20 protein-coding genes and 1 tRNA gene are annotated in these 19,431 nt (G+C 46.9%); 12 read left to right on the forward strand and 9 right to left on the reverse strand.

The annotated features are described in order from the left end of the window. Position 1: 1 nt before the first annotated feature. Entirely contained in the window at positions 2–1,591 is a 1,590-nt protein-coding gene (gene yejF, locus GVI43_RS01620; protein WP_159564731.1) for a microcin C ABC transporter ATP-binding protein YejF, read from the forward strand. 48 nt (positions 1,592–1,639) lie between these two features. Here yejF and GVI43_RS01625 read toward each other — a convergent pair whose 3' ends face one another. The 3 genes from GVI43_RS01625 to rsuA form a co-directional block, all read right to left on the reverse strand. After that, on the reverse strand, positions 1,640–1,996 hold the full coding sequence (locus tag GVI43_RS01625) for a YejG family protein (protein ID WP_159564733.1): 357 nt from the start codon (positions 1,994–1,996) through the stop codon (positions 1,640–1,642). Between the two features lie 349 nt (positions 1,997–2,345). After that, the gene (locus tag GVI43_RS01630) at positions 2,346–3,542 is read right to left on the reverse strand and encodes a Bcr/CflA family multidrug efflux MFS transporter (RefSeq protein WP_159565069.1); all 1,197 of its coding nucleotides are present in this window, start codon (positions 3,540–3,542) and stop codon (positions 2,346–2,348) included. Positions 3,543–3,643: 101 nt separating this feature from the next. After that, entirely contained in the window at positions 3,644–4,348 is a 705-nt protein-coding gene (rsuA, locus tag GVI43_RS01635) for a 16S rRNA pseudouridine(516) synthase RsuA (RefSeq protein ID WP_159564735.1), read from the reverse strand. Between the two features lie 254 nt (positions 4,349–4,602). Between rsuA and GVI43_RS01640 the strand changes: the two genes are divergently transcribed. The 3 genes from GVI43_RS01640 (at position 4,603) to rplY (ending at position 7,028) form a co-directional block, all read left to right on the forward strand. Next, a complete protein-coding gene (locus GVI43_RS01640) occupies positions 4,603–4,842 on the forward strand; it encodes a YecH family metal-binding protein (RefSeq protein WP_159564737.1) in 240 nt (79 codons plus the stop codon). Then, positions 4,842–6,602, forward strand: coding sequence for a DNA repair helicase RadD (gene radD / locus GVI43_RS01645; RefSeq protein ID WP_159564739.1), 1,761 nt, complete (start codon positions 4,842–4,844; stop codon positions 6,600–6,602). Before GVI43_RS01640 ends, radD begins: the two co-directional genes overlap by 1 nt. Positions 6,603–6,743: 141 nt before the next feature. Beyond that, positions 6,744–7,028 carry a 50S ribosomal protein L25 gene (rplY, locus tag GVI43_RS01650; RefSeq protein WP_159564741.1) on the forward strand — a complete coding sequence of 95 codons (285 nt, stop codon included), beginning with the start codon at positions 6,744–6,746 and terminating at the stop codon, positions 7,026–7,028. Between the two features lie 94 nt (positions 7,029–7,122). Here rplY and yejK read toward each other — a convergent pair whose 3' ends face one another. Next, positions 7,123–8,133, reverse strand: a complete 1,011-nt coding sequence (yejK, locus tag GVI43_RS01655; protein ID WP_159564742.1) for a nucleoid-associated protein YejK — start codon at positions 8,131–8,133, stop codon at positions 7,123–7,125. A 344-nt stretch (positions 8,134–8,477) separates the two neighbouring features. On the opposite strand from yejK, the gene GVI43_RS01660 reads away from it, so the two are divergent. The 3 genes from GVI43_RS01660 (at position 8,478) to GVI43_RS01670 (ending at position 10,656) form a co-directional block, all read left to right on the forward strand. Continuing rightward, complete coding sequence (locus GVI43_RS01660) at positions 8,478–8,705, forward strand: YejL family protein (RefSeq protein WP_159564744.1); 228 nt, start codon at positions 8,478–8,480, stop codon at positions 8,703–8,705. Between the two features lie 20 nt (positions 8,706–8,725). Continuing rightward, the gene (yejM, locus tag GVI43_RS01665) at positions 8,726–10,507 is read left to right on the forward strand and encodes an LPS biosynthesis-modulating metalloenzyme YejM (protein WP_159564746.1); all 1,782 of its coding nucleotides are present in this window, start codon (positions 8,726–8,728) and stop codon (positions 10,505–10,507) included. A gap of 72 nt (positions 10,508–10,579) precedes the next feature. Further along, a tRNA-Pro gene (locus GVI43_RS01670) sits at positions 10,580–10,656 on the forward strand. Positions 10,657–10,765: 109 nt separating this feature from the next. Here GVI43_RS01670 and GVI43_RS01675 read toward each other — a convergent pair. Beyond that, positions 10,766–11,047, reverse strand: a complete 282-nt coding sequence (locus tag GVI43_RS01675; RefSeq protein ID WP_159564748.1) for a type II toxin-antitoxin system RelE/ParE family toxin — start codon at positions 11,045–11,047, stop codon at positions 10,766–10,768. After that, positions 11,016–11,252 (reverse strand): ParD-like family protein, encoded by a 237-nt coding sequence (locus tag GVI43_RS01680; RefSeq protein ID WP_159564750.1) that lies wholly within the window; start codon positions 11,250–11,252, stop codon positions 11,016–11,018. The genes GVI43_RS01675 and GVI43_RS01680 overlap by 32 nt, the downstream gene beginning before the upstream one ends. A 174-nt stretch (positions 11,253–11,426) precedes the next feature. Between GVI43_RS01680 and GVI43_RS01685 the strand changes: the two genes are divergently transcribed. The 4 genes from GVI43_RS01685 to GVI43_RS01700 all read left to right on the forward strand — a co-directional run bounded on the left by GVI43_RS01685 (position 11,427) and on the right by GVI43_RS01700 (position 14,776). Next, the gene (locus GVI43_RS01685) at positions 11,427–11,810 is read left to right on the forward strand and encodes a GtrA family protein (protein WP_159564752.1); all 384 of its coding nucleotides are present in this window, start codon (positions 11,427–11,429) and stop codon (positions 11,808–11,810) included. Positions 11,811–11,816: 6 nt separating this feature from the next. Further along, the gene (locus tag GVI43_RS01690; RefSeq protein WP_159564754.1) at positions 11,817–12,776 is read left to right on the forward strand and encodes a glycosyltransferase family 2 protein; all 960 of its coding nucleotides are present in this window, start codon (positions 11,817–11,819) and stop codon (positions 12,774–12,776) included. A 76-nt stretch (positions 12,777–12,852) separates the two neighbouring features. Then, the gene (locus GVI43_RS01695; RefSeq protein ID WP_159564756.1) at positions 12,853–14,283 is read left to right on the forward strand and encodes a glucosyltransferase domain-containing protein; all 1,431 of its coding nucleotides are present in this window, start codon (positions 12,853–12,855) and stop codon (positions 14,281–14,283) included. 253 nt (positions 14,284–14,536) lie between these two features. After that, positions 14,537–14,776, forward strand: coding sequence for a DinI-like family protein (locus tag GVI43_RS01700; RefSeq protein ID WP_159564758.1), 240 nt, complete (start codon positions 14,537–14,539; stop codon positions 14,774–14,776). Between the two features lie 86 nt (positions 14,777–14,862). On the opposite strand, the gene GVI43_RS01705 is transcribed toward GVI43_RS01700, so the two are convergent. The 3 genes from GVI43_RS01705 to gyrA all read right to left on the reverse strand — a co-directional run bounded on the left by GVI43_RS01705 (position 14,863) and on the right by gyrA (position 18,384). After that, positions 14,863–15,165, reverse strand: coding sequence for a hypothetical protein (locus tag GVI43_RS01705; protein WP_159564760.1), 303 nt, complete (start codon positions 15,163–15,165; stop codon positions 14,863–14,865). Between the two features lie 10 nt (positions 15,166–15,175). Next, entirely contained in the window at positions 15,176–15,382 is a 207-nt protein-coding gene (locus GVI43_RS01710; protein WP_159564762.1) for a hypothetical protein, read from the reverse strand. A gap of 317 nt (positions 15,383–15,699) precedes the next feature. Next, positions 15,700–18,384, reverse strand: coding sequence for a DNA topoisomerase (ATP-hydrolyzing) subunit A (gyrA, locus tag GVI43_RS01715; protein WP_159564764.1), 2,685 nt, complete (start codon positions 18,382–18,384; stop codon positions 15,700–15,702). Positions 18,385–18,646: 262 nt separating this feature from the next. On the opposite strand from gyrA, the gene ubiG reads away from it, so the two are divergent. After that, positions 18,647–19,357 carry a bifunctional 2-polyprenyl-6-hydroxyphenol methylase/3-demethylubiquinol 3-O-methyltransferase UbiG gene (gene ubiG, locus GVI43_RS01720; protein WP_159564766.1) on the forward strand — a complete coding sequence of 237 codons (711 nt, stop codon included), beginning with the start codon at positions 18,647–18,649 and terminating at the stop codon, positions 19,355–19,357. Positions 19,358–19,431 lie beyond the last annotated feature (74 nt).

Consider the following 19,431-nt stretch of genomic DNA (forward strand, 5'->3'; position numbering starts at 1 on the left):
TATGACCACCACGCCCATTCTGGATATTCAAAACCTCAGCATCGCCTTTAAACAAGGCGATCAAACGCGCATGGTGGTTGAAGATCTATCGTTACAAATCGCCAAAGGCGAGACGCTGGCGCTGGTAGGAGAATCCGGATCGGGAAAAAGCGTAACCGCTCTGTCGATATTGCGCCTACTCCCCTCTCCGCCGGTAATTTACCCATCCGGAGATATTTTGTTTAACGGCGATTCTCTACTAACGGCCGATGTAAAAACCCTGCGCCAGCATCGGGGTAACAGTATTTCAATGATCTTTCAGGAACCGATGGTTTCACTGAACCCGTTACACCGGCTAGAAAAACAGCTGTCTGAAGTGTTGATTCTTCATCGGGGAATGCGGAAAGAGGCCGCCAGAGGCGAAATTCTCGACGTTCTGGATCGAGTCGGCCTGCGGAATGCGGCGAAACGGCTCAATGCCTATCCGCACCAGCTCTCAGGCGGTGAGCGCCAGCGCGTTATGATCGCTATGGCAATTCTAACTAAACCTAGCCTGTTGATTGCCGATGAACCGACTACCGCGCTGGACGTTTCAGTACAGGCCCAGATCCTGACGCTGCTCAAAGAGCTTAAACAAGAGATGAACATGAGTATGCTGTTTATTACGCATAACTTAAACATTGTCCGCAAGCTGGCCGATAACGTTGCCGTGATGTGTCAGGGACGGTGCGTTGAACAGAATCAGCTAGGCCCATTATTCAGCAACCCTCAGCACCCTTATACTCAAAAATTACTCGATTCAGAGCCATCAGGTCGGGCAATTGCTCTATCGGGTGAGAGCGAAAACCTGCTGGAAATTAATAACCTGAGCATCGACTTCCCCGTATCCGGCGGCTTCTTTAAAGCTAAAACGGTGCATAAGGCGGTGAACAACATTAGTTTTACTATTCGTAAAGGCGAGAGCTTGGGTTTAGTCGGTGAATCGGGCTCAGGTAAAAGTACGACCGGCTTAGCCTTACTCCGTTTACTCAAATCTCAGGGTGAAATCCTGTTCGACCACCAACCGCTGCAAACGCTGAATATGCGCCAAATGCTTCCTTATCGCAGCCGGATACAAATCGTGTTTCAGGACCCCTTCTCGGCCCTGAACCCGCGCCTGACGGTCAGTCAGATTATTGCCGAAGGCTTAGAGGTTCATCAGCAACTGTCTAAAGAACAGCGCGAAGCCCAGGTTATCGCTACCATGCAAGAAGTCGGATTAGATCCGCAAACCCGTCACCGCTATCCAACGGAATTTTCCGGCGGCCAACGCCAGCGGATATCCATCGCCAGAGCGCTAATTTTACACCCCGAGCTATTGATACTCGACGAACCTACGTCTTCACTCGATCGAACCGTACAGGCGCAGATCCTGACGCTATTAAAAAACCTGCAACAGCAACACCGGTTAACCTATATGTTTATCAGCCATGATTTACAGGTTATCCGATCTCTGTGCCATAACGTGGTGGTCATGCATAACGGGGAAATTGTTGAACAAGGCGAATGTGAAACCGTATTTAATCATCCCCAGCACCCTTATACGCAGAACCTGTTGGCTAACTCCCATTAGGAATTATTCATCATGCTGCTAGCTTAAAACGTAAGGGAATGGCGGAAATTAAACGGGGCGATCGGAAGGTTTGGCAGGGGTATACTCGGCAATGGCAATACCCAAATTTTTTAGGCAGCACAGTACTATCGCGTCGTCGTGAGAATTAACAAACAGGCAGGGTTCGCCATCAATATCAATAACGCTATTTTCAATATTAATACCGTTTAGATATTGGCTGATGTTATGCATGACCTGCCAAGAACGCGGCCCCGGATAACTCAATAATTTTAAACCAATGAGACTGTCTCTCTCATTTTGTTCATTAAACACATCAGGAAGTACCGTTAGCTCTACCTTAGTGCCGGCCGGACCGGTATACCAATGGTAGAACTGGGGCAATCGCTGAAGAACCGACAGTTTCATAGTGAATTACTCAAGATTCAAAAAGATATAAAACAATTTTTTCACAATTTAATCACATCGTAAAGTACATCGCGCGTTATTGCACCTTTTTAATGCAAAAGATCAATAATGATCGCATAAATAGTTAACTATGCTTATTTTTTGAGAAAAATAACGTGGATAATTCGGATATTAAGAAATGAGAGCTGTCAATTGCATGACATAGCTGTGGTTGTTAAACCATTGGCCGCGTCAAAGTGATATAAAATGAAACGGCAATAATCGAAAAAAGAGAAAAAGGAGAGAAAAACCATTGAGAAAAATAACTTTATATGGGTATTTGAAATATTATGTTTAATATTCAGTTAAATTAATGTTCTTTTTTGCGCATTGCATACCAGTAAAAAAATACCGCAGCGATAACACAAAATGCCATAGATGAAATCATTGGCCATGCTGACGCTGACGTTACCATAGCTAACAGACCTCCGACGATTGCGCCAACGCCAAATCGTAACGTTCCGGCCAGAGAGGCAGCCGTACCGGCCATATGCGGAAAATCTTCTAAAACCACGGCCATCGCATTCGATGAGATCATCGAAATAGTTCCCATATAACCGGCAACGCCGATAACCAGTAGCCAAAAGCCCAGCCCTAGCATTTGGGTCACAACCAGCCAAGCACCCATAGCGAGCTGCACCGTTAAGCCTAAGCGCAGCATACTAACGGCCCCTTTCCGGCGGACGCAACGGCTGTTGATGGTGGTCATGATAAACAGAAAAACGATATTTAGCGCAAAGTAATAACCGAAATTTTGCGGCGAAACGCCGTTAATACCGATATAAACAAACGGGCCCGCGCTTAAAAAAGAGAACATACCGGCAAATGAAAACGCGCTGGATAGCATATAGCCGATCACCTGACGATGGCGGAACAACGAAGTAAAATTGCGCAACGTGCTCCTCAAATGGAATTTCTGCCGGTTGTCTTTATGCAGGGTTTCGGGAATACAGAACTTAACCAGAATGACGGCCAATAAGGCGGTAATACTTAACACCCAAAAAATAGCGTGCCAGCTAAACCACTTCAGTAACATTCCGCCGATTATCGGAGCCATCAGAGGAGCGATGGTCATCACTAGTGTGACGAAGGACATCATGCGGGAAAATTCCTCTTTACAAAACATATCTCGCATCAGGGCGCAGATAACCACGCTGGCAGAAGCCGCCGCCAGCCCGTGTAAAAAGCGTAATAAAATTAGCTGGTTGATATTGTGCACTAATGCACAGCCGCCGGCGGCCAAAGCAAAAAGCAGTACTCCACTGACAATCACCGGCTTACGCCCTAGACTATCGGCCATCGGACCATAAAGCAGTTGGCCAATGGCAAACCCAATAATATAGGTGCTCAGCGTAATCTGAACCATACCATCGCTAACGCCAAAATCTAGCGCAATCGCAGGCATTGCGGGCAGATACATATCAATAGACAGCGGCATCAGCATAGATAATAGTCCTAAAATAAAGACCAGCCATCTACGTGATACGCCCGGTAGTATACCGGTCATACTTTCATCGGAGTTGGACACAGAAAAGCGCTCCAAACGCCATAAGGCGTTTATTACTACAAAGGAATAGTGGCAATTAGAAATGGTGTAAGCGGCTGTCGTTATTTAGTCAGCCCAATACTGTCGATCTCTTCTTGAGTCAATGCCCGATACTCGCCCGGAGCCAAATCTAAGTCTAATTCAATTTCACCAATGCGTTCTCGATGCAGAGCAACGACGTGGTTTCCCGCTGCGGCAAACATGCGCTTAACCTGATGATAACGCCCTTCCGTAATGGTTAAGCGAACTAAGGATTCTTCAATTTTTTCCAGAACGGCGGGCTTGGTCAGCTCTTTTTCACCGTGAAGCTGAACGCCAGCGGCAAACAGCACGGCGGTGTCGTCGGCTAAAGGCTGAACCAGCGTGACCAGATAAGTTTTTTCACAATGATGACGCGGGGAGGTAACGCGATGCGACCACTGACCATCGTCGGTTAGTAGCACCAGACCGGTAGTGTCCATATCTAAACGCCCGGCGGCGTGAAGCTTTTCAGCCAGCGGCTCATCCATAAAATAGAGTATGGTCGGGTTAATCGGGTCATCGGTAGAGCAGACGTAACCTTCCGGCTTATTGAGCATGTAATAACGTGGACCAAAAATCTGTTTTAACGGATTGCCTTCATAGGCCACTTCATCCTCAGGCTTGAGCTTATAGGAGCCACTTTTAACGATCTCACTCCCTATCGTCACTCTGCTCGCCCTTAGTTCACGCAAAATCAAAGCCCGGCTAATACCTAACTGCTGTGATAAAAACTTATCCAAACGCATTACTTGATTACCCAATAAATAGGCTGACAAACGGCCTGATTAATAAACTATCTGATAAACATACCTACACCAATTCACATCTCAGAGAGGCGGCACGCGAATGCATCAACGGCTGAAAAGTATGGCGGGTATACAAAATTGATGCAGTAGTATACCCCATGCAGGGTAACCAACCTATAAAGACTCGCTCTGATTAACCAGTAAAGGCATAATATGCGCTATCAATCTGACTCTATTTTACAGCGAGCCTAAAAATGTCTTCTATTCACGGTCATGAAGTTTTAGAAATGATGATTGCCTCGGAGCAACCTTACACAACGGCGAGCCTGATTGAAGCCATCACCCAACGTTTTGGTACTGATGCCCGTTTTCATACCTGCTCCGTTCAGGATTTAACCGCTGCCGCTCTGGTTGATTTTCTAGCCGTCAAAGGCAAATTCATTCCGGCAGACGATGGCTTCACCACCCACACAAGTAAAATCTGCCAGCATTAATGGCATTTACGCTTCGCCCCTACCAGCAGGAAGCCGTTGAGGCTACGCTCAGCTATTTCCGCCAACGCCAAGAGCCTGCGGTCATTGTATTGCCTACCGGAGCGGGAAAAAGCTTGGTGATTGCCGAACTGGCCCGGGTAGCTAAAGGGAAAGTGCTGGTGTTGGCCCACGTCAAAGAGCTGGTTGCCCAAAATCATGCTAAATACCGGGCCTATGGGTTAGAAGCCGATATCTTTTCCGCCGGATTACAAAAAAAGCAGAGTTCAGCCAAAGTCGTGTTTGGCAGTATTCAATCCGTAGCCCGCAGCCTAGATGACTTTAATGACAAATTCTCGCTACTGATTATCGATGAGTGTCATCGTATTAGTGATGATAGCGAAAGTCAGTACCAGCAGATAATCCAACGCTTACGCCGCCAAAATCCAAAGCTCTGCCTGCTGGGGCTAACCGCTACGCCCTACCGCTTAGGAAAGGGGTGGATTTATCAGTACCATTATCACGGAATGATCCGCGGAGATAACGACTGTCTGTTCAGAGATTGCATCTACGAGCTGCCGCTGCGCTATATGATTAAGCACCACTTTCTGGTGCCTCCTGAACGCCTTGATATGCCGATTGTGCAGTATGACTTCAGCCGACTGGAAGCCAGCAGTAACGGGCTGTTTCGGGAAGTTGATCTTAACCGTGAACTCAAACAGCAGCAACGAATTACGCCACATATCGTTAGCCAGATTATCGAATATGCCCAAACTCGCAAAGGCGTGATGATTTTTGCCGCTACGGTAGAGCACGCCAAAGAGGTCTACGGCCTGTTGCCTGACGGTAAAGCGGCGTTTATCAACGCCAATACGCCCGGTGATGAGCGTGACCGCTTAATCGAAGCGTTTAAACAACAACGGTTGCACTATTTGGTAAACGTGGCGGTATTGACCACCGGTTTCGATGCACCGCACGTAGACCTGATCGCCATACTCCGCCCTACCGAGTCCGTTAGCCTGTATCAGCAAATTGTCGGGCGCGGGCTGCGGCTATCTCCCGGCAAAGAAGATTGTCTGATCCTCGACTACGCAGGAAATCCTCACGATCTGTTCACCCCTGAAATCGGTTCAGCCAAACCCAAAGGAGATAACCAGCCGGTTCAGGTATTTTGCCCCGCCTGCGGCTTTGCCAATACGTTTTGGGGAAAGACTAACGAATCCGGACAGGTCGTTGAACACTTTGGCCGCCGCTGTCAGGGCATTCTGGAAGATGATGAAGGCCAACGTGAACAGTGCGATTATCGCTTTCGCTTTAAAATCTGCCCCCACTGCGGCGCTGAAAATGATATTGCCGCCCGGCGCTGTCACCAGTGCCACGAAGTTTTGGTCGATCCTGACGATATGCTTAAAGATGCGCTGAAGCTCAAAAATGCGCGAGTGCTGCGCTGTAGCGGGATGCAGTTTAAACGGGGTGAAGATGACAAAGGTGAATGGCTGAGCATCACCTATTATGATGAAGACGGTGCCGACGTTACGGAACGATTTCGTCTAAAAACCCCGGCCCAGCGTACCGCGTTTTTGCAGCTATTTGTCCGCCCACACCTGAAGGCTCCAGGCGTTGCGTTTAGCTGGAATACCGCCGCTGACGTTATCCAACAACAGCACCTACTGCGCCACCCTGATTTTGTCATTGCTTACCTGCGCGGTGAATTCTGGCGGGTACGCGAAAAAATGTTCGACTATCAGGGCCGCTATCGCAGAGCAAATGAGCTGCGGGGGTAACGGTTTTATTTGCTGTGAAGCGCTAATTCCGTTAGAATCCCGCCCGCTTTAGCGTTTGTTCATACAAAGGCAAAGCAGATTTGCTCAACTCACAGCTGGGTCGCCTGTTGTGGGACTTAACATTCTTTAAGAGAAAAGAAAATGTTTACTATTAAAGTAGAAGTACGTACCGAGCAGGGAAAGAGTGCGAGCCGCCGCCTGCGTCATGCAAATAAGTTCCCGGCTATCGTTTATGGCGGAACTGCTAAGCCAGTATCTATCGCTCTGGATCAAGATTCTATTATGAATCTGCAAGCTAAACCTGGTTTTTACGAAGAAGTTCTAACTCTTGTTATTGAAGGCAAAGAAGTCAAAGTTAAAGCTCAGGCAGCACAGCGTCACCCGTTCAAACCAAAATTAACTCATTTAGACTTCGTTCGCGTTTAATAAACCGACCGATGAGTTCTGTTGATTTCATCAACAGTGAACGAAAAAAAACGCCGTTTTATAACGGCGTTTTTTTATACTTCACATTCGGCAATTAGTTACCGCCACCGCTCAGGCGACGCTGTAACTGATCGCGTAAATTCGGCGGCAATCCTTTAATGGTCAGCGAGTCGGTAGACGGATCCCAGAATACGCGCTCACCAAAAAGCAAAGCATCAAAACTCAGGGTAATACCACCGCCGCTGCCGGAAAACTTCGTCAGCTGACGTAGCGTTCCGCGATCTGCCGGAAAGTGGTCTTCTAGCTCATAGCCATTATCGTTAGTGAATTGCTGAAAATTCTTCTCACCGACGGGCGGTAACTCTCGCGCCAAATCTTCAATCGCAATCTCTTCTCCCGACTGCAGTTGGCCGTTGCAGTAGGTATAAACCTGCTGGCGATATGACTGGCGTTCTTTTTTGTCTAACTGACCTTCAGCACAATAGTCATCAACCGCCTGCAACAGGCCGCGATTTTGCGCTTTAGTGTCTAAACCTTCACTGGCTGCCAGAAAGTCCATAAAGAAGTCAGAGACTTTTCTGCCAACTCGGCCGCGTAAAAAGGTTAAGTAGCGGGAAGATTCAGGATTAGTTTCCCATTCGGTTAAATCAATGCGGGCCACAATGTCAGCCCGATCGATATCCAGATAATGCGTGGTTGTAATATCTAATTGGTCGTTAACCAGCGTACTGTTGCAGCTGCTTAAGACCGCAATCAGCAGATACTCGACGGCTAAAAAACGGTACTGGCAAAAAACCACAATGCCGCCTTCAGCAAACGGGTATTTTGCTAACTCATCGCGCAGCCGACCCGTACTGTCGCGGGTAAAATCCACAAAGCTCTGCTCGCCTTTACGGCAATTCTTTAGCGCCTCGGCCAATGGGCTGTCGGCATTGAACAAGCCATAGGCTTTGCTCTTTGCGCTGTAGACGCGGTGCAGTTCGGCGACCATATCCTCAGTCGCCTGATTGTTGTTTAACGGCGAATCACGCAATACCACGTCAAGCGTCTGCTCACCACGCTTAATCATCTGGTGCAAAACGATCTGGTCAAGATCCAGACTCATAAAAACTCCTCTTTCGCGCGCGAAATCTACGCTTGATTAAAATATCTTTTGGTTAACGGATGGCATCATAGTACGCCCGCTTAGTTAGCTCTATTAAAATATTTGCGAATCCGTCAGTGAGTCGATGCTAACGCAGAGTACCAAAGATATCGCATCCATTAACCGAATGAACTATACCTTTTACAGGCCCATTTTATTCACTGATTAACCCTGCCACAAGCTGCCAGACAGCGATGCAATACGGGCAAGCAGAAGATTTTATGTATAAACTACAGAAAATAATGAATTGATACGGTAAGATAGACATACTTAAATCAGCCAATACGCACAGTAAGCACATACCTATGCCACAAGCTTCCCGTTACAGTGATGAACAAGTAGAAAAAATATTGACTGAACTGGTCAACGTACTGGAAAAAAACAAGACGCCAACTGACCTCTCGCTGATGCTGTTAGGAAATATGGTGACTAACTTAATCAATACCAGCGTTGCACCGGCCACTCGGCCCGTTATCGTTCGTTCTTTTATCGACGCCTTACAGGCATCGATCAGAGAAGATAAAGCCCATTAATTGTTTATCTGAAAGCATATATGGTAACCAACCGCCAGCAATATAAAGAGAAAGTCTCCCAGATGATTAGCTGGGGGCATTGGTTCGCTCTCTTTAATATCATACTCAGCCTTGTGCTGGGCAGTCGCTATTTGTTTATCACCGACTGGCCCTCAACGCTGCCGGGCCGTATATATGCGCTGGTCAGCTGGCTTGGCCATTTCAGCTTTATTACTTTTTCTGCCTATTTGTTAATTCTGTTCCCGCTCACCTTTATCATTATGTCCCAGCGGCTAATGAGGGTGATATCGGCCATTGTGGCAACGGCAGGTTTAACCCTGCTCCTTATCGATACAGAAGTATTCTTACGATTCCGGCTGCATTTAAACTCCACGGTCTGGGGCTTGTTAACTAATCCAGAAGAGAGCGAACTCTCCCGCGACTGGCAGATGCTGTTTGTCTGTATCCCTATCATATTCTTAGTCCAGATGCTGTTCGGTACTTGGTGCTGGCAAAAACTACGCAGCCTTAACCGGCGAAAATTTGGTAAGCCGTTGGCTGGTATCCTTATTGTGGCGTTTATTGCGACGCATTTTACCTACATTTGGGCCGATGCTAATTTCTATCGTCCGATTACCATGCAGCGCGCCAATCTTCCGCTCTCTTACCCGATGACCGCCCGGCGTTTTCTGGAAAAACATGGCCTACTGGACGCTCAGGCTTATCAAGATAAGGTGATCCAACAGGGCAGCCCTGAAGCCGTTGAGGTTGAATATCCGCTGGCTAAGCTGGCCTATACGGAGACCAAGAGCAGCTATAACCTGTTAATGATTGTGGTTGACGGTATTCGTAATCAGAATCTGGCTGAAGATATGCCTAATCTGTCTCGGCTGGGTGATAATAATATTGAATTCGTTAATCACTACAGTACCGGTAACCAGCAAGATACCGGCCTGTTCGGGCTATTTTACGGAATTTCACCGACTTACATTGATGGTATTTTGGCCGGTAAAAAATCGTCTGCATTGATTACCGCGCTAAGCCAACAAGAGTATCAATTTGGCCTGTTCTCCGCCTCTGGATTCAACTCACCGCTGTACCGTCAGGCGCTATTATCCGATTTCTCACTGCCGGAACCCATTGCTCAAAGTAACGGTGCAACCACTCAACAGTGGCAGCAATGGTTAGGAACCCGTACCGATCCATCACCATGGTTCTCATATATTCAATACAGTAACAGCGATTTACAGAAAGTCGATGGCAGCAAAACCCCCGATGATTTTATTCGTCGCTATCGTGCGTCGGCTAAAGATGTAGACCAACAAATTGCTGAAGTAATGGAAACCCTGAAACAGCGCGGTCTGTCGGAAAATACCGTGGTGGTGATCACTGCCGCTCACGGAATAGAGTTCAATGATGCCAAACGCGGTGACTGGGGGTTCGGCAAGAACTACAGCCGCTTCCAGCTTGGCGTTCCACTCGTCATACATTGGCCGGGCGCCCCTGCACAACAAATTGATAAACTGACCGGTCATGAAGACATAATGCGAACGCTAATGGAACGTCTGCTACATGTGAAAAATGCGGCCAGTAGCTATTCTCGCGGCGAAGACCTGTTTGCCGATCGGCGCCGCTATCAATGGGTTACTGCCGGTGATGCGCGCCAGCTGGTTGTTATCACCCCAGAGCAAACCATATTAATCAACACCAACGGCCGTCATAAAACTTACGATCTGAACTTCCAGCGTCAGGAAAATGAAAAGCCAAACCTGACTCTGCTGCTTCAGGTGCTAACTGACGTTAAACGGTTCATTGCTAACTGATTAAAATTGAAGCGCTCGTGTGTATGACTACTTGAAATAATAGTAAGAAAAGGTAGTATTAATATCGCGTTTCGGCACGTAGCGCAGCCTGGTAGCGCACCGTCATGGGGTGTCGGGGGTCGGAGGTTCAAATCCTCTCGTGCCGACCAAATTACTTCTAAAAATCAGCTCACTGTGGCTGATTTTTTATGCTAAAAAATTAGAGTAGAGGTAAAACTCCTAATAAAAAACCCCAACGTTTAAGCTGGGGCTTAGCCATTATTTTATCTCATGTGACTCTAGGTTCAGAAGGTACAGCTCAATCTTATTGTCTACCCAGCTATAGCCAAGCAAAGTTAGCTGGTTATTGAGCTTAAACTTATGAACCCGCAGATAGCTAAGATCGCCTTTCTTTTGCTCCCCCAGTTCTGGGTTATCTAAAATCCGGTCAATCTCGTCCTCTCCCCTTTGCTGCAACTGTTCAGGAAGTTTACCTAACGCTTTCTCGAAGCGGTTAGACTGATAAACTTCAGTCTCCTGACCGTGGAGTCTTTCGGACATATCGACTTACCTTTTGGTTATCGACTTCGCCTTTTGCCAGCAGAGTTTCAAGAATAAAGCTATACGGCAAATCTGGATTATCTTCAGCTATACGGCCTATTTTAGCCCAATGCTCAATTTGCTTAGGTACACTCCGACTTGAAGCCTCTGCATAAATTTTGACATCAGTGACAAAGTCATCGTCTAAACGAATACTTGTCGCCATAAATTCCCCCTAACTGCATTTGATGTCCTATATTCCCACACCAAAGCATTCCACATCGCAGATACTCTACCCTTCTATCTACTGATTTGCGTTACTGTCGTTGTTATCTATACTTATTTTCAGTGATTAAAAATGTAGTTTGATTTTTAATAAGATATTCAACAATGAGAAAAAATGATAAGGCCTATCCGGCATTTATTTGCCAATACGATTTTTCTACGTTACGTCTGCACGGGGGGATTAAATACCGTTATTCATTGGTTTTTCTTTTTCCTCCTCACTATCTGTTTCTCCTTTGGACAAGGCATCGCTAATATTTTTGCTTTTTTGGTTGCGGTAACGTTCAGCTATCTGGTGAATGCAAAGTGGACCTTCAGAGCGACAACATCATGGCGAAAGTATGTCATCTATACTTTGTTTATGGCATTTATTGCTGGCCTAGTCGGCTGGGGCGGACAGATGCTTAACCTTCATCCGGTACTAACCCTGTGTCTTTTTTCATGCATAAGCCTTGTATGCGGGTTTATTTATAGCCGGTTTATCGTGTTCAGGGATTAAAGCTTTATGATTTTATCTATCGTTGTTCCTGTATTTAATGAGGAACTCAGTATCTCACCGTTTTATCAGGCAGTGCGTAATCTCCATCTAGCCCACGAAGGATATACCGTGGAGATCATTTTTATAAATGATGGAAGCACTGATAACACACGCTCCGCTATTTGTTCACTACAGCAGCAGGATCCGCACATCATCCTGATAAACTTTAGTCGGAATTTCGGCAAAGAAGCGGCCTTGTTTGCAGGACTGAAACATGCATCTGGAGACGCCGTTATCCCGATGGATGTTGATTTGCAGGATCCCATCAGTCTGTTACCCGATCTGGTTGCCAAATGGCGGCAAGGTGCCGATGTGGTCTTGGCCAAACGTATCGATCGCCGTACGGATAATTTTCTAAAGCGCATTTGTGCACAGGGTTACTATTTCATTCATAACGTACTTAGCCACGAGAAAATAGAACATAACGTCGGCGATTTTCGCCTTATGTCGCGTGGAATAGTACAGGAGATTATTAACCTCCCTGAAAGAACTCTGTTTATGAAAGGGCTCATGTCTTGGGTTGGTGGAAAGACGGCCACGGTCGAATACAGTCGGCCTGAAAGACAGAATGGCGAGACAAAATTCAGAGGATGGAAACTGTGGAATTTTGCCCTTGACGGAATAACGTCATTTTCAACGCTTCCACTTCGGATATGGGTATATATTGGATCATTAATCGCGGCTGGCTCTGTTTTATATGGTTTCTGGGTCATTATCTCAAAATTAATGTGGGGTAACGCTGTTTCTGGTTACGCCTCTCTGATGACCGTGCTGCTTTTTCTTGGCGGGGTACAGCTCATCGGAATTGGTGTTCTCGGTGAGTACATCGGACGTATTTTCACAGAAGCTAAGCATAGACCGAGATATATTATCGAAAGTATTTTACCCGAGACGCTCAATACCGAGGGAAATGATAGTGAAGAATAGCATCAAAGATATTTTTTCCTTCAGTGCGCCATCAGGACCGTGGCTCTCGCCCGCCGGCCGGTCACGGCTGATAAAAATGTTTCTCTTCACTCTCGCGTTTGCTCTTTTCATCAGCGTTCCACTCTGGAGTAACAAGAACTATTACGGTGATGATTTTATGCGTCTCTATACCGGAGAAGGCATTATCTGGACGTCAAACGGGCGCCCGTTAACATCGGTATTGCATTATTTTCTAACGTTTAGTACCACACTAAATGACATTTCACCGGTACCCCTGCTGGCTGGGCTCGCAGTGCTGAGCTTCTCTGCCGCTCTGTTTGTTTACAGCCTTCGGCTTAATCTCCCGTTCGTTCTGACCGTACTGCTGTCAGTGGGCATCGTCGCCAATCCCTTTCTTGCACAGCCGATGCTGTATATCTGGGATTCCGTCAGCATCCTTGGCGCATTTTCGCTGGCAATGCTGGCCGCCATACCTTATTCCAGTCGGCCGCTGAAATATTTCTTTATTACCGCCGTCCTACTTTTGTCTATGCTGATGTTTTATCAGATCGCCATTAACCTCTATCTATCCTGCGTGATTATCACGGCCTACTGTCTTATTCTCCGACAGCAGCCGGTGCTGCGCTTTATGATAGCGAAGATCTGCGCATTGGTGCCTCCGATACTGATATACAAGTTCATTATTGCTCCCGCGATAATAGCCGACTCCTACAGCTTAACCAGTAGCCAGCTGATCGCTCCCGGTATCGACGCCATTGCGGTTATGCAAACCACCCTGCTGAACTTCGTTACCCTTCTGCAAACTACCTTTCCGGGATGGAAAATGGTGTTTGTTGCGCTGCCGGCACTCCTGACATTCCTTTGTATCATCCACAAAATCAAACATCTGCTCAGCGATAAAACGCAGCCTCATCGTATCGCCGTTGCAGTCTTCTACCTGCTTTCTCCGATATTGGTAATAATGATGCTTCCCGGAGTATCGATACTTTTGAACAACGCCGTAGTGGCCCCCAGAACGATGCCCGCTTTCAGCACCGTCACGCTGTTTTTTATGATAGTGCTCTTTTCGACCACTCCGCGCTGGCTACACTCAACGCTCTTCACCGGTTTTATTGCCAGCCTGATGTATACTTCGGTAATGATGGTTGCAATTTTCAATACCATGATAAAGGAGCAGGATTATCTGTCATCCGTCGCATGGATGATCAAAGCGGATCTCTCGCGTGTGCGCGATGTGGAAAATGTTACTTTTCTAAGCGTGCTTCGAACATTTCCTGACACAACAAATTCCCGCCAAGCCTTTCCGTTAATCGACGCAGTCAGTCCTGCGGTTTCGAGTTACACCTATCCGTATTTTTTCCAGAGCAGAAATGTAGGTCTACCTATTATCAAACCTACGTCAGAAATACGCAGCTACCGCCCGGCAGAGTACATATCAAAAAACTGTGATTACCGGCTATTCACATATCAAAAAACGGCCGTAGTGGATTTTAGTGACGGCTGTTAACCAAATAGCTGCGCCAATTACCGCCCTACCGTAACGCTGTCGTTATGATGATTGTGTCTAATGCCCGCTTATTCATAGCGGTAGATTGCCCAGCGTTAGTCACACGGCCGTCATATTTTCGTTAGCACAATGCAATACGCCTCAGGAAACGACCAATAATAGCGATCGGTTAACTATCAAATATTGCTATTGCAAAATCACTTGAATATACTATATATATATACAGTGTTAATGGATGTTACTGAGGTTCACCATGCAAGTTGAAATTTCAATCCGTAAAGACGATAAACTACCAAACGGCGCTGAAGCCGCGCTAAAAGAAGAGCTAGAGAAGCGGCTTAACTGCCATTTTGCCGATGTCCGGGTCAAAGTTCGCCGCGGTAGCGGCAACGACATTACGGTGTTAGGCGGGTTAAAAAGCGATAAAGAGCTAGTGACAGAAATACTCCAGCAAACCTGGGAAAGCGCCGACGACTGGTTTGATAAAGATTAATCAACAAAAACCGCATAACGATTAGATAAACAGCCTTATATCACGCGTTTTGAGATATAAGGCTTAACCGCTTTGCGTTAGACAGCTTATTTAAACTTACTTTTAAAACCAGACAGAAAGCCGGACGCAGCGCCTTCAATAAAAGCACCGGAACCGAAGCCAATCATACGCCCGATGGTTGAACCGGACAGCAATCCGAATGATTCAAGCATGCTAATACCGGTACCTAGTGCAGGAAAAACAGCGTTTGCCAGCCCTTTCGCTACCGATACGCCCACATCGCCAAAAATCGTTCCTACTTTCTCACCGATATCGGCTAATGAGTCCTGAACAAAACCGGCACCATTAACCTGTTCAATTTCAGTTGAATTTAAAACTCTGATTGTCATTTTTTATCCCTTAACGAAACTTACCGAATATGGATGATATAAAATTAAACGGTGCTGCAATAATGCCACCGAAAAAGCTTCCGGCAGCATTACCCATCGCGCTACCCACCGTGCGGGCGGGCAAATCAATCGCCTGATACACAAGATTCCATATGGCATCGCTAACAATACCGGCTCCATTCACCTGTTCTATTTCAGCGCAAGAAAGCTCTCTCATGATTAATCCTTTTATTTAGTTAAAATAGGAAAAACTATTCGTCATATTTTCTAATCCAGAGGATATTTAGAAAAAATTCCAGCCTACTAATATCGGCAAAATAATCAATAAGCAATGATTTTTTAGATAAATATCAATATGATAAAAAATCCCTTAGCCATGGGGATATATAGTAAGGAACATTCAGATAATTTATTTAGAAAGGGTAAGAAGCTTTACTTCAGCTAATTTAGTACAGGAAACGCACCTCGTAGAAAAACCAACGGATACAAAAATGCCAGCGTAAACGCTGGCATTTTTCTTAACCACCGGGGAAGTTAATCCTCTTCCGGCTCTTCTGAATCGTCACCATCATCAAGCTCTTCAGAATCGATAGCATCAAGCTCCTCATCAATTTCTGCAGCGACTATCAGCGCAGGATCGATATTGGATACTTCATCATCTTCTTCTGGCTCAACGACGCGCTGCAATCCAACAACGCTCTCGTCTTCAGCAGTACGGATCAGGGTTACACCGTGAGTGTTACGACCAACAACGCTGACTTCTGATACGCGGGTACGAACTAAAGTACCGGCATCGGTAATCATCATTATCTGGTCACACTGATCGACCTGAACTGCACCCACAACGCGACCGTTACGCTCACTCACTTTAATTGAGATAACGCCCTGAGTTGCACGGGACTTAGTCGGATAATCGGCCAGCGCGGTACGTTTACCATAACCATTCTGCGTCACGGTTAAGATTTCGCCGTCACCACGAGGAACAATTAGAGAAACCACGCGATCGGCTGCGCTAAGCTTAATACCACGAACGCCTGCTGCAGTACGACCCATCGGGCGAACGCCGCGAATAGAACCGTCTTCCAGCTTTTCTTCTTCCAGGAAGCGTACCACTTTACCTTCAGCCGAGAACAACATAATTTCGTTGCTTCCGTCCGTCAGGTCAACGCCGATCAACTCATCACCTTCGTTCAGGTTAACGGCGATAATGCCTGCGCTACGCGGACGACTAAAGTCAGTCAGTCTGGTTTTCTTCACGGTACCATTCGCGGTAGCCATAAAGATATTGCGCCCTTCTTCATATTCACGCACCGGCAGAATAGCGGTAATACGCTCATTTTGCTCCAGCGGCAGTAAATTGATAATTGGACGACCGCGGGCTCCGCGGCTGGCTTCCGGTAATTGATAAACCTTCATCCAGTACAGGCGACCACGGCTTGAGAAGCAGAGGATCGTGTCATGCGTGTTAGCCACTAACAGACGCTCGATAAAATCTTCTTCTTTAATGCGCGCCGCTGACTTACCTTTACCACCGCGACGCTGTGCTTCATAGTCAGACAGCGGTTGATATTTCACATACCCCTGATGAGACAATGTCACGACGACGTCTTCTTGCGTTATCAAATCTTCGATATTAATATCGGCGGTATTCTCAGTAATTTCAGTACGACGCTTGTCGCTATATTGATCGCGAACCGCTTCCAGCTCTTCGCGGATCACTTCCATCAAACGTTCCGGATTTTCAAGAATATAGAGCAGCGCGGCAATTTGCGTCAGCAGCTCTTTATATTCATCAAGCAGTTTTTCATGCTCAAGACCGGTCAGGCGATGTAAGCGTAACTCAAGAATAGCCTGAGCCTGCTGTTCGGTTAAGTAGTAGCGACCGTCACGGATGCCATACTCTGGTTCCAGCCATTCAGGGCGGGCAGCATCGTCACCGGCACGTTCCAGCATCGAAGAGACGTTACCCAATTCCCATGATTGAGAAATCAGGCCAATTTTTGCTTCTGCCGGCGTAGCCGCCGCACGGATTAGCTCGATAATCGGATCAATATTGGCTAAAGCAATCGCCAGACCTTCAAGGATATGAGCACGATCGCGGGCTTTACGCAGTTCAAAAATAGTACGGCGAGTAACAACTTCACGGCGGTGGCGAACAAACGCCTCCAGCATGGCCTTCAGGCCTAACAGCTTTGGCTGACCCTGATGAAGCGCAACCATGTTAATGCCGAAAGTCACCTGCATTTGGGTTTGTGAATACAGGTTATTCAGTACCACTTCGCCAACGGAATCGCGCTTAATTTCCACCACGATACGCATACCGTCTTTATCAGACTCATCGCGTAGCGCACTGATGCCTTCAAGCTTTTTATCTTTCACCAGCTCGGCAATCTTTTCGATTAGCCGTGCTTTATTGACCTGATAAGGGATCTCGTGAACGATAATAGTTTCGCGCCCGGTTTTTTCATCGGCTTCGACTTCAGCACGGGCTCGGATATAAATTTTACCGCGACCGGTACGGTAAGCTTCTTCGATACCGCGACGACCGTTAATGATGGCGGCAGTCGGGAAGTCAGGCCCCGGGATGTGTTCCATCAGCCCTTCAAGGCTAATGTTTTCATCTTCAATAAAGGCTAAGCAGCCGTTAACCACTTCAGCAAGGTTATGCGGAGGGATATTGGTTGCCATACCAACGGCGATACCAGAAGAACCATTCACCAGCAGGTTAGGGATTCGGGTAGGCAGTACCGTTGGAATTTGTTCTGTTCCGTCGTAGTTTGGCGAGAAGTCAACGGTCTCTTTGTCGAGATCCACCAACAGGTCGTGGGCAATTTTCGACATCCGAATTTCGGTATAACGCATTGCCGCAGCCGAGTCACCGTCGACGGAGCCGAAGTTACCTTGGCCATCCACCAGCATATAACGCAGGGAGAACGGTTGGGCCATACGAACAATCGTATCGTAAACCGCAGTATCACCATGTGGGTGGTACTTACCGATAACGTCACCGACGACGCGCGCCGATTTTTTATATGCTTTATTCCAATCATTACCGAGTACGTTCATCGCGAATAATACGCGACGGTGTACTGGTTTCAGTCCATCTCGAACATCTGGAAGAGCACGCCCTACAATAACGGACATGGCATAATCTAGATAAGAGTTTTTAAGCTCGTCTTCGATATTGACCGGTGTAATTTCTTTGGCAAGGTCGCTCATGGAGCCGCTATCCCTCTATTATTATCAGCCCGGAAAGGTGCAAAATTATATCACACCTAACCGATTGTTTCTAATATTCACCAAGCTACCTGACCGATTGACTCTAAAAGCTGGGCCAGCTATCACTACCGGTACCCTCTACAGCCAGAAAGCTAACATCTTTATTTGGTTAGAAAAGATTCGTACCCCGACAGATACCACTACTTTATGGCTAATTGATGTATAATTCTGGCTATCAACATCAGGCAGTTAGGTAACCGCTATGCATTCACCGGAAAATGTCGATCACAAAGAAATTGCTAAATTTGAAGCGGTGGCTTCCCGCTGGTGGGATTTAGAAGGCGAATTTAAGCCACTACATCAGATCAATCCCCTGCGCCTTGGCTATATTCAACAGCGGGCAAACGGTGTTTTTGGTAAGAAAATTCTAGACGTCGGCTGCGGTGGCGGAATACTGTCCGAAAGCATGGCTCAGGAAGGCGCTCAGGTTACCGGCCTAGACATGGGCAGTGAACCCTTACTGGTTGCGCGCCTGCATGCGTTAGAAACCGGCGTTGCGGTTGAATACGTTCAGCAAACCGTTGAAGCCCATGCGTTAGAAAACGCTGGTCGGTACGATATCGTTACCTGCATGGAAATGCTGGAACACGTTCCTGACCCGGCGTCCGTTGTTCGCGCCTGCGCTCAGTTGGTCAAGCCGGGTGGGCATGTATTCTTCTCTACCATAAACCGCAATACCAAAGCCTGGCTGATGCTGGTTGTCGGTGCAGAATATGTGATGAACATGGTGCCGAAAGGGACTCATGACCCTAAGAAATTTATTCGCCCTTCTGAGCTAATTAGTTGGATCGATCGAACCGCGTTGCGCGAACGCCATATAACCGGCTTGCACTACAACCCATGGCTTAAAACATTTAGGTTAGGCAGCAACGTAGACGTTAACTACATGGTTCACTGCACCAAAGACGAGTGAACCATAATATAACCCTGTTATTCGTCGTTTCTGGCCGTTATTTATCTTTAGGATGCGGCGAATAACATTGACCG

Source organism: Budvicia diplopodorum (assembly GCF_009800925.1).
Taxonomy (GTDB): Bacteria; Pseudomonadota; Gammaproteobacteria; order Enterobacterales; family Enterobacteriaceae; genus Budvicia; species Budvicia diplopodorum.

Excerpts from the sequence above, each read along its gene's own strand:
- GVI43_RS01700 (WP_159564758.1), top strand. The coding sequence starts at position 14,537 with ATGCAAGTTGAAATTTCAATCCGTAAAGACGATAAACTACCAAACGGC.
- GVI43_RS01675 (WP_159564748.1), bottom strand. The coding sequence starts at position 11,047 with ATGTCCGAAAGACTCCACGGTCAGGAGACTGAAGTTTATCAGTCTAAC.
- GVI43_RS01640 (WP_159564737.1), top strand. The coding sequence starts at position 4,603 with ATGTCTTCTATTCACGGTCATGAAGTTTTAGAAATGATGATTGCCTCG.
- gyrA (WP_159564764.1), bottom strand. The coding sequence starts at position 18,384 with ATGAGCGACCTTGCCAAAGAAATTACACCGGTCAATATCGAAGACGAG.
- yejF (WP_159564731.1), top strand. The coding sequence starts at position 2 with ATGACCACCACGCCCATTCTGGATATTCAAAACCTCAGCATCGCCTTT.
- GVI43_RS01710 (WP_159564762.1), bottom strand. The coding sequence starts at position 15,382 with ATGAGAGAGCTTTCTTGCGCTGAAATAGAACAGGTGAATGGAGCCGGT.
- ubiG (WP_159564766.1), top strand. The coding sequence starts at position 18,647 with ATGCATTCACCGGAAAATGTCGATCACAAAGAAATTGCTAAATTTGAA.
- yejK (WP_159564742.1), bottom strand. The coding sequence starts at position 8,133 with ATGAGTCTGGATCTTGACCAGATCGTTTTGCACCAGATGATTAAGCGT.
- GVI43_RS01625 (WP_159564733.1), bottom strand. The coding sequence starts at position 1,996 with ATGAAACTGTCGGTTCTTCAGCGATTGCCCCAGTTCTACCATTGGTAT.
- GVI43_RS01705 (WP_159564760.1), bottom strand. The coding sequence starts at position 15,165 with ATGACAATCAGAGTTTTAAATTCAACTGAAATTGAACAGGTTAATGGT.
- radD (WP_159564739.1), top strand. The coding sequence starts at position 4,842 with ATGGCATTTACGCTTCGCCCCTACCAGCAGGAAGCCGTTGAGGCTACG.
- rsuA (WP_159564735.1), bottom strand. The coding sequence starts at position 4,348 with ATGCGTTTGGATAAGTTTTTATCACAGCAGTTAGGTATTAGCCGGGCT.
- GVI43_RS01680 (WP_159564750.1), bottom strand. The coding sequence starts at position 11,252 with ATGGCGACAAGTATTCGTTTAGACGATGACTTTGTCACTGATGTCAAA.
- GVI43_RS01690 (WP_159564754.1), top strand. The coding sequence starts at position 11,817 with ATGATTTTATCTATCGTTGTTCCTGTATTTAATGAGGAACTCAGTATC.
- GVI43_RS01660 (WP_159564744.1), top strand. The coding sequence starts at position 8,478 with ATGCCACAAGCTTCCCGTTACAGTGATGAACAAGTAGAAAAAATATTG.
- GVI43_RS01685 (WP_159564752.1), top strand. The coding sequence starts at position 11,427 with ATGATAAGGCCTATCCGGCATTTATTTGCCAATACGATTTTTCTACGT.
- GVI43_RS01695 (WP_159564756.1), top strand. The coding sequence starts at position 12,853 with ATGTTTCTCTTCACTCTCGCGTTTGCTCTTTTCATCAGCGTTCCACTC.
- rplY (WP_159564741.1), top strand. The coding sequence starts at position 6,744 with ATGTTTACTATTAAAGTAGAAGTACGTACCGAGCAGGGAAAGAGTGCG.
- yejM (WP_159564746.1), top strand. The coding sequence starts at position 8,726 with ATGGTAACCAACCGCCAGCAATATAAAGAGAAAGTCTCCCAGATGATT.
- GVI43_RS01630 (WP_159565069.1), bottom strand. The coding sequence starts at position 3,542 with ATGACCGGTATACTACCGGGCGTATCACGTAGATGGCTGGTCTTTATT.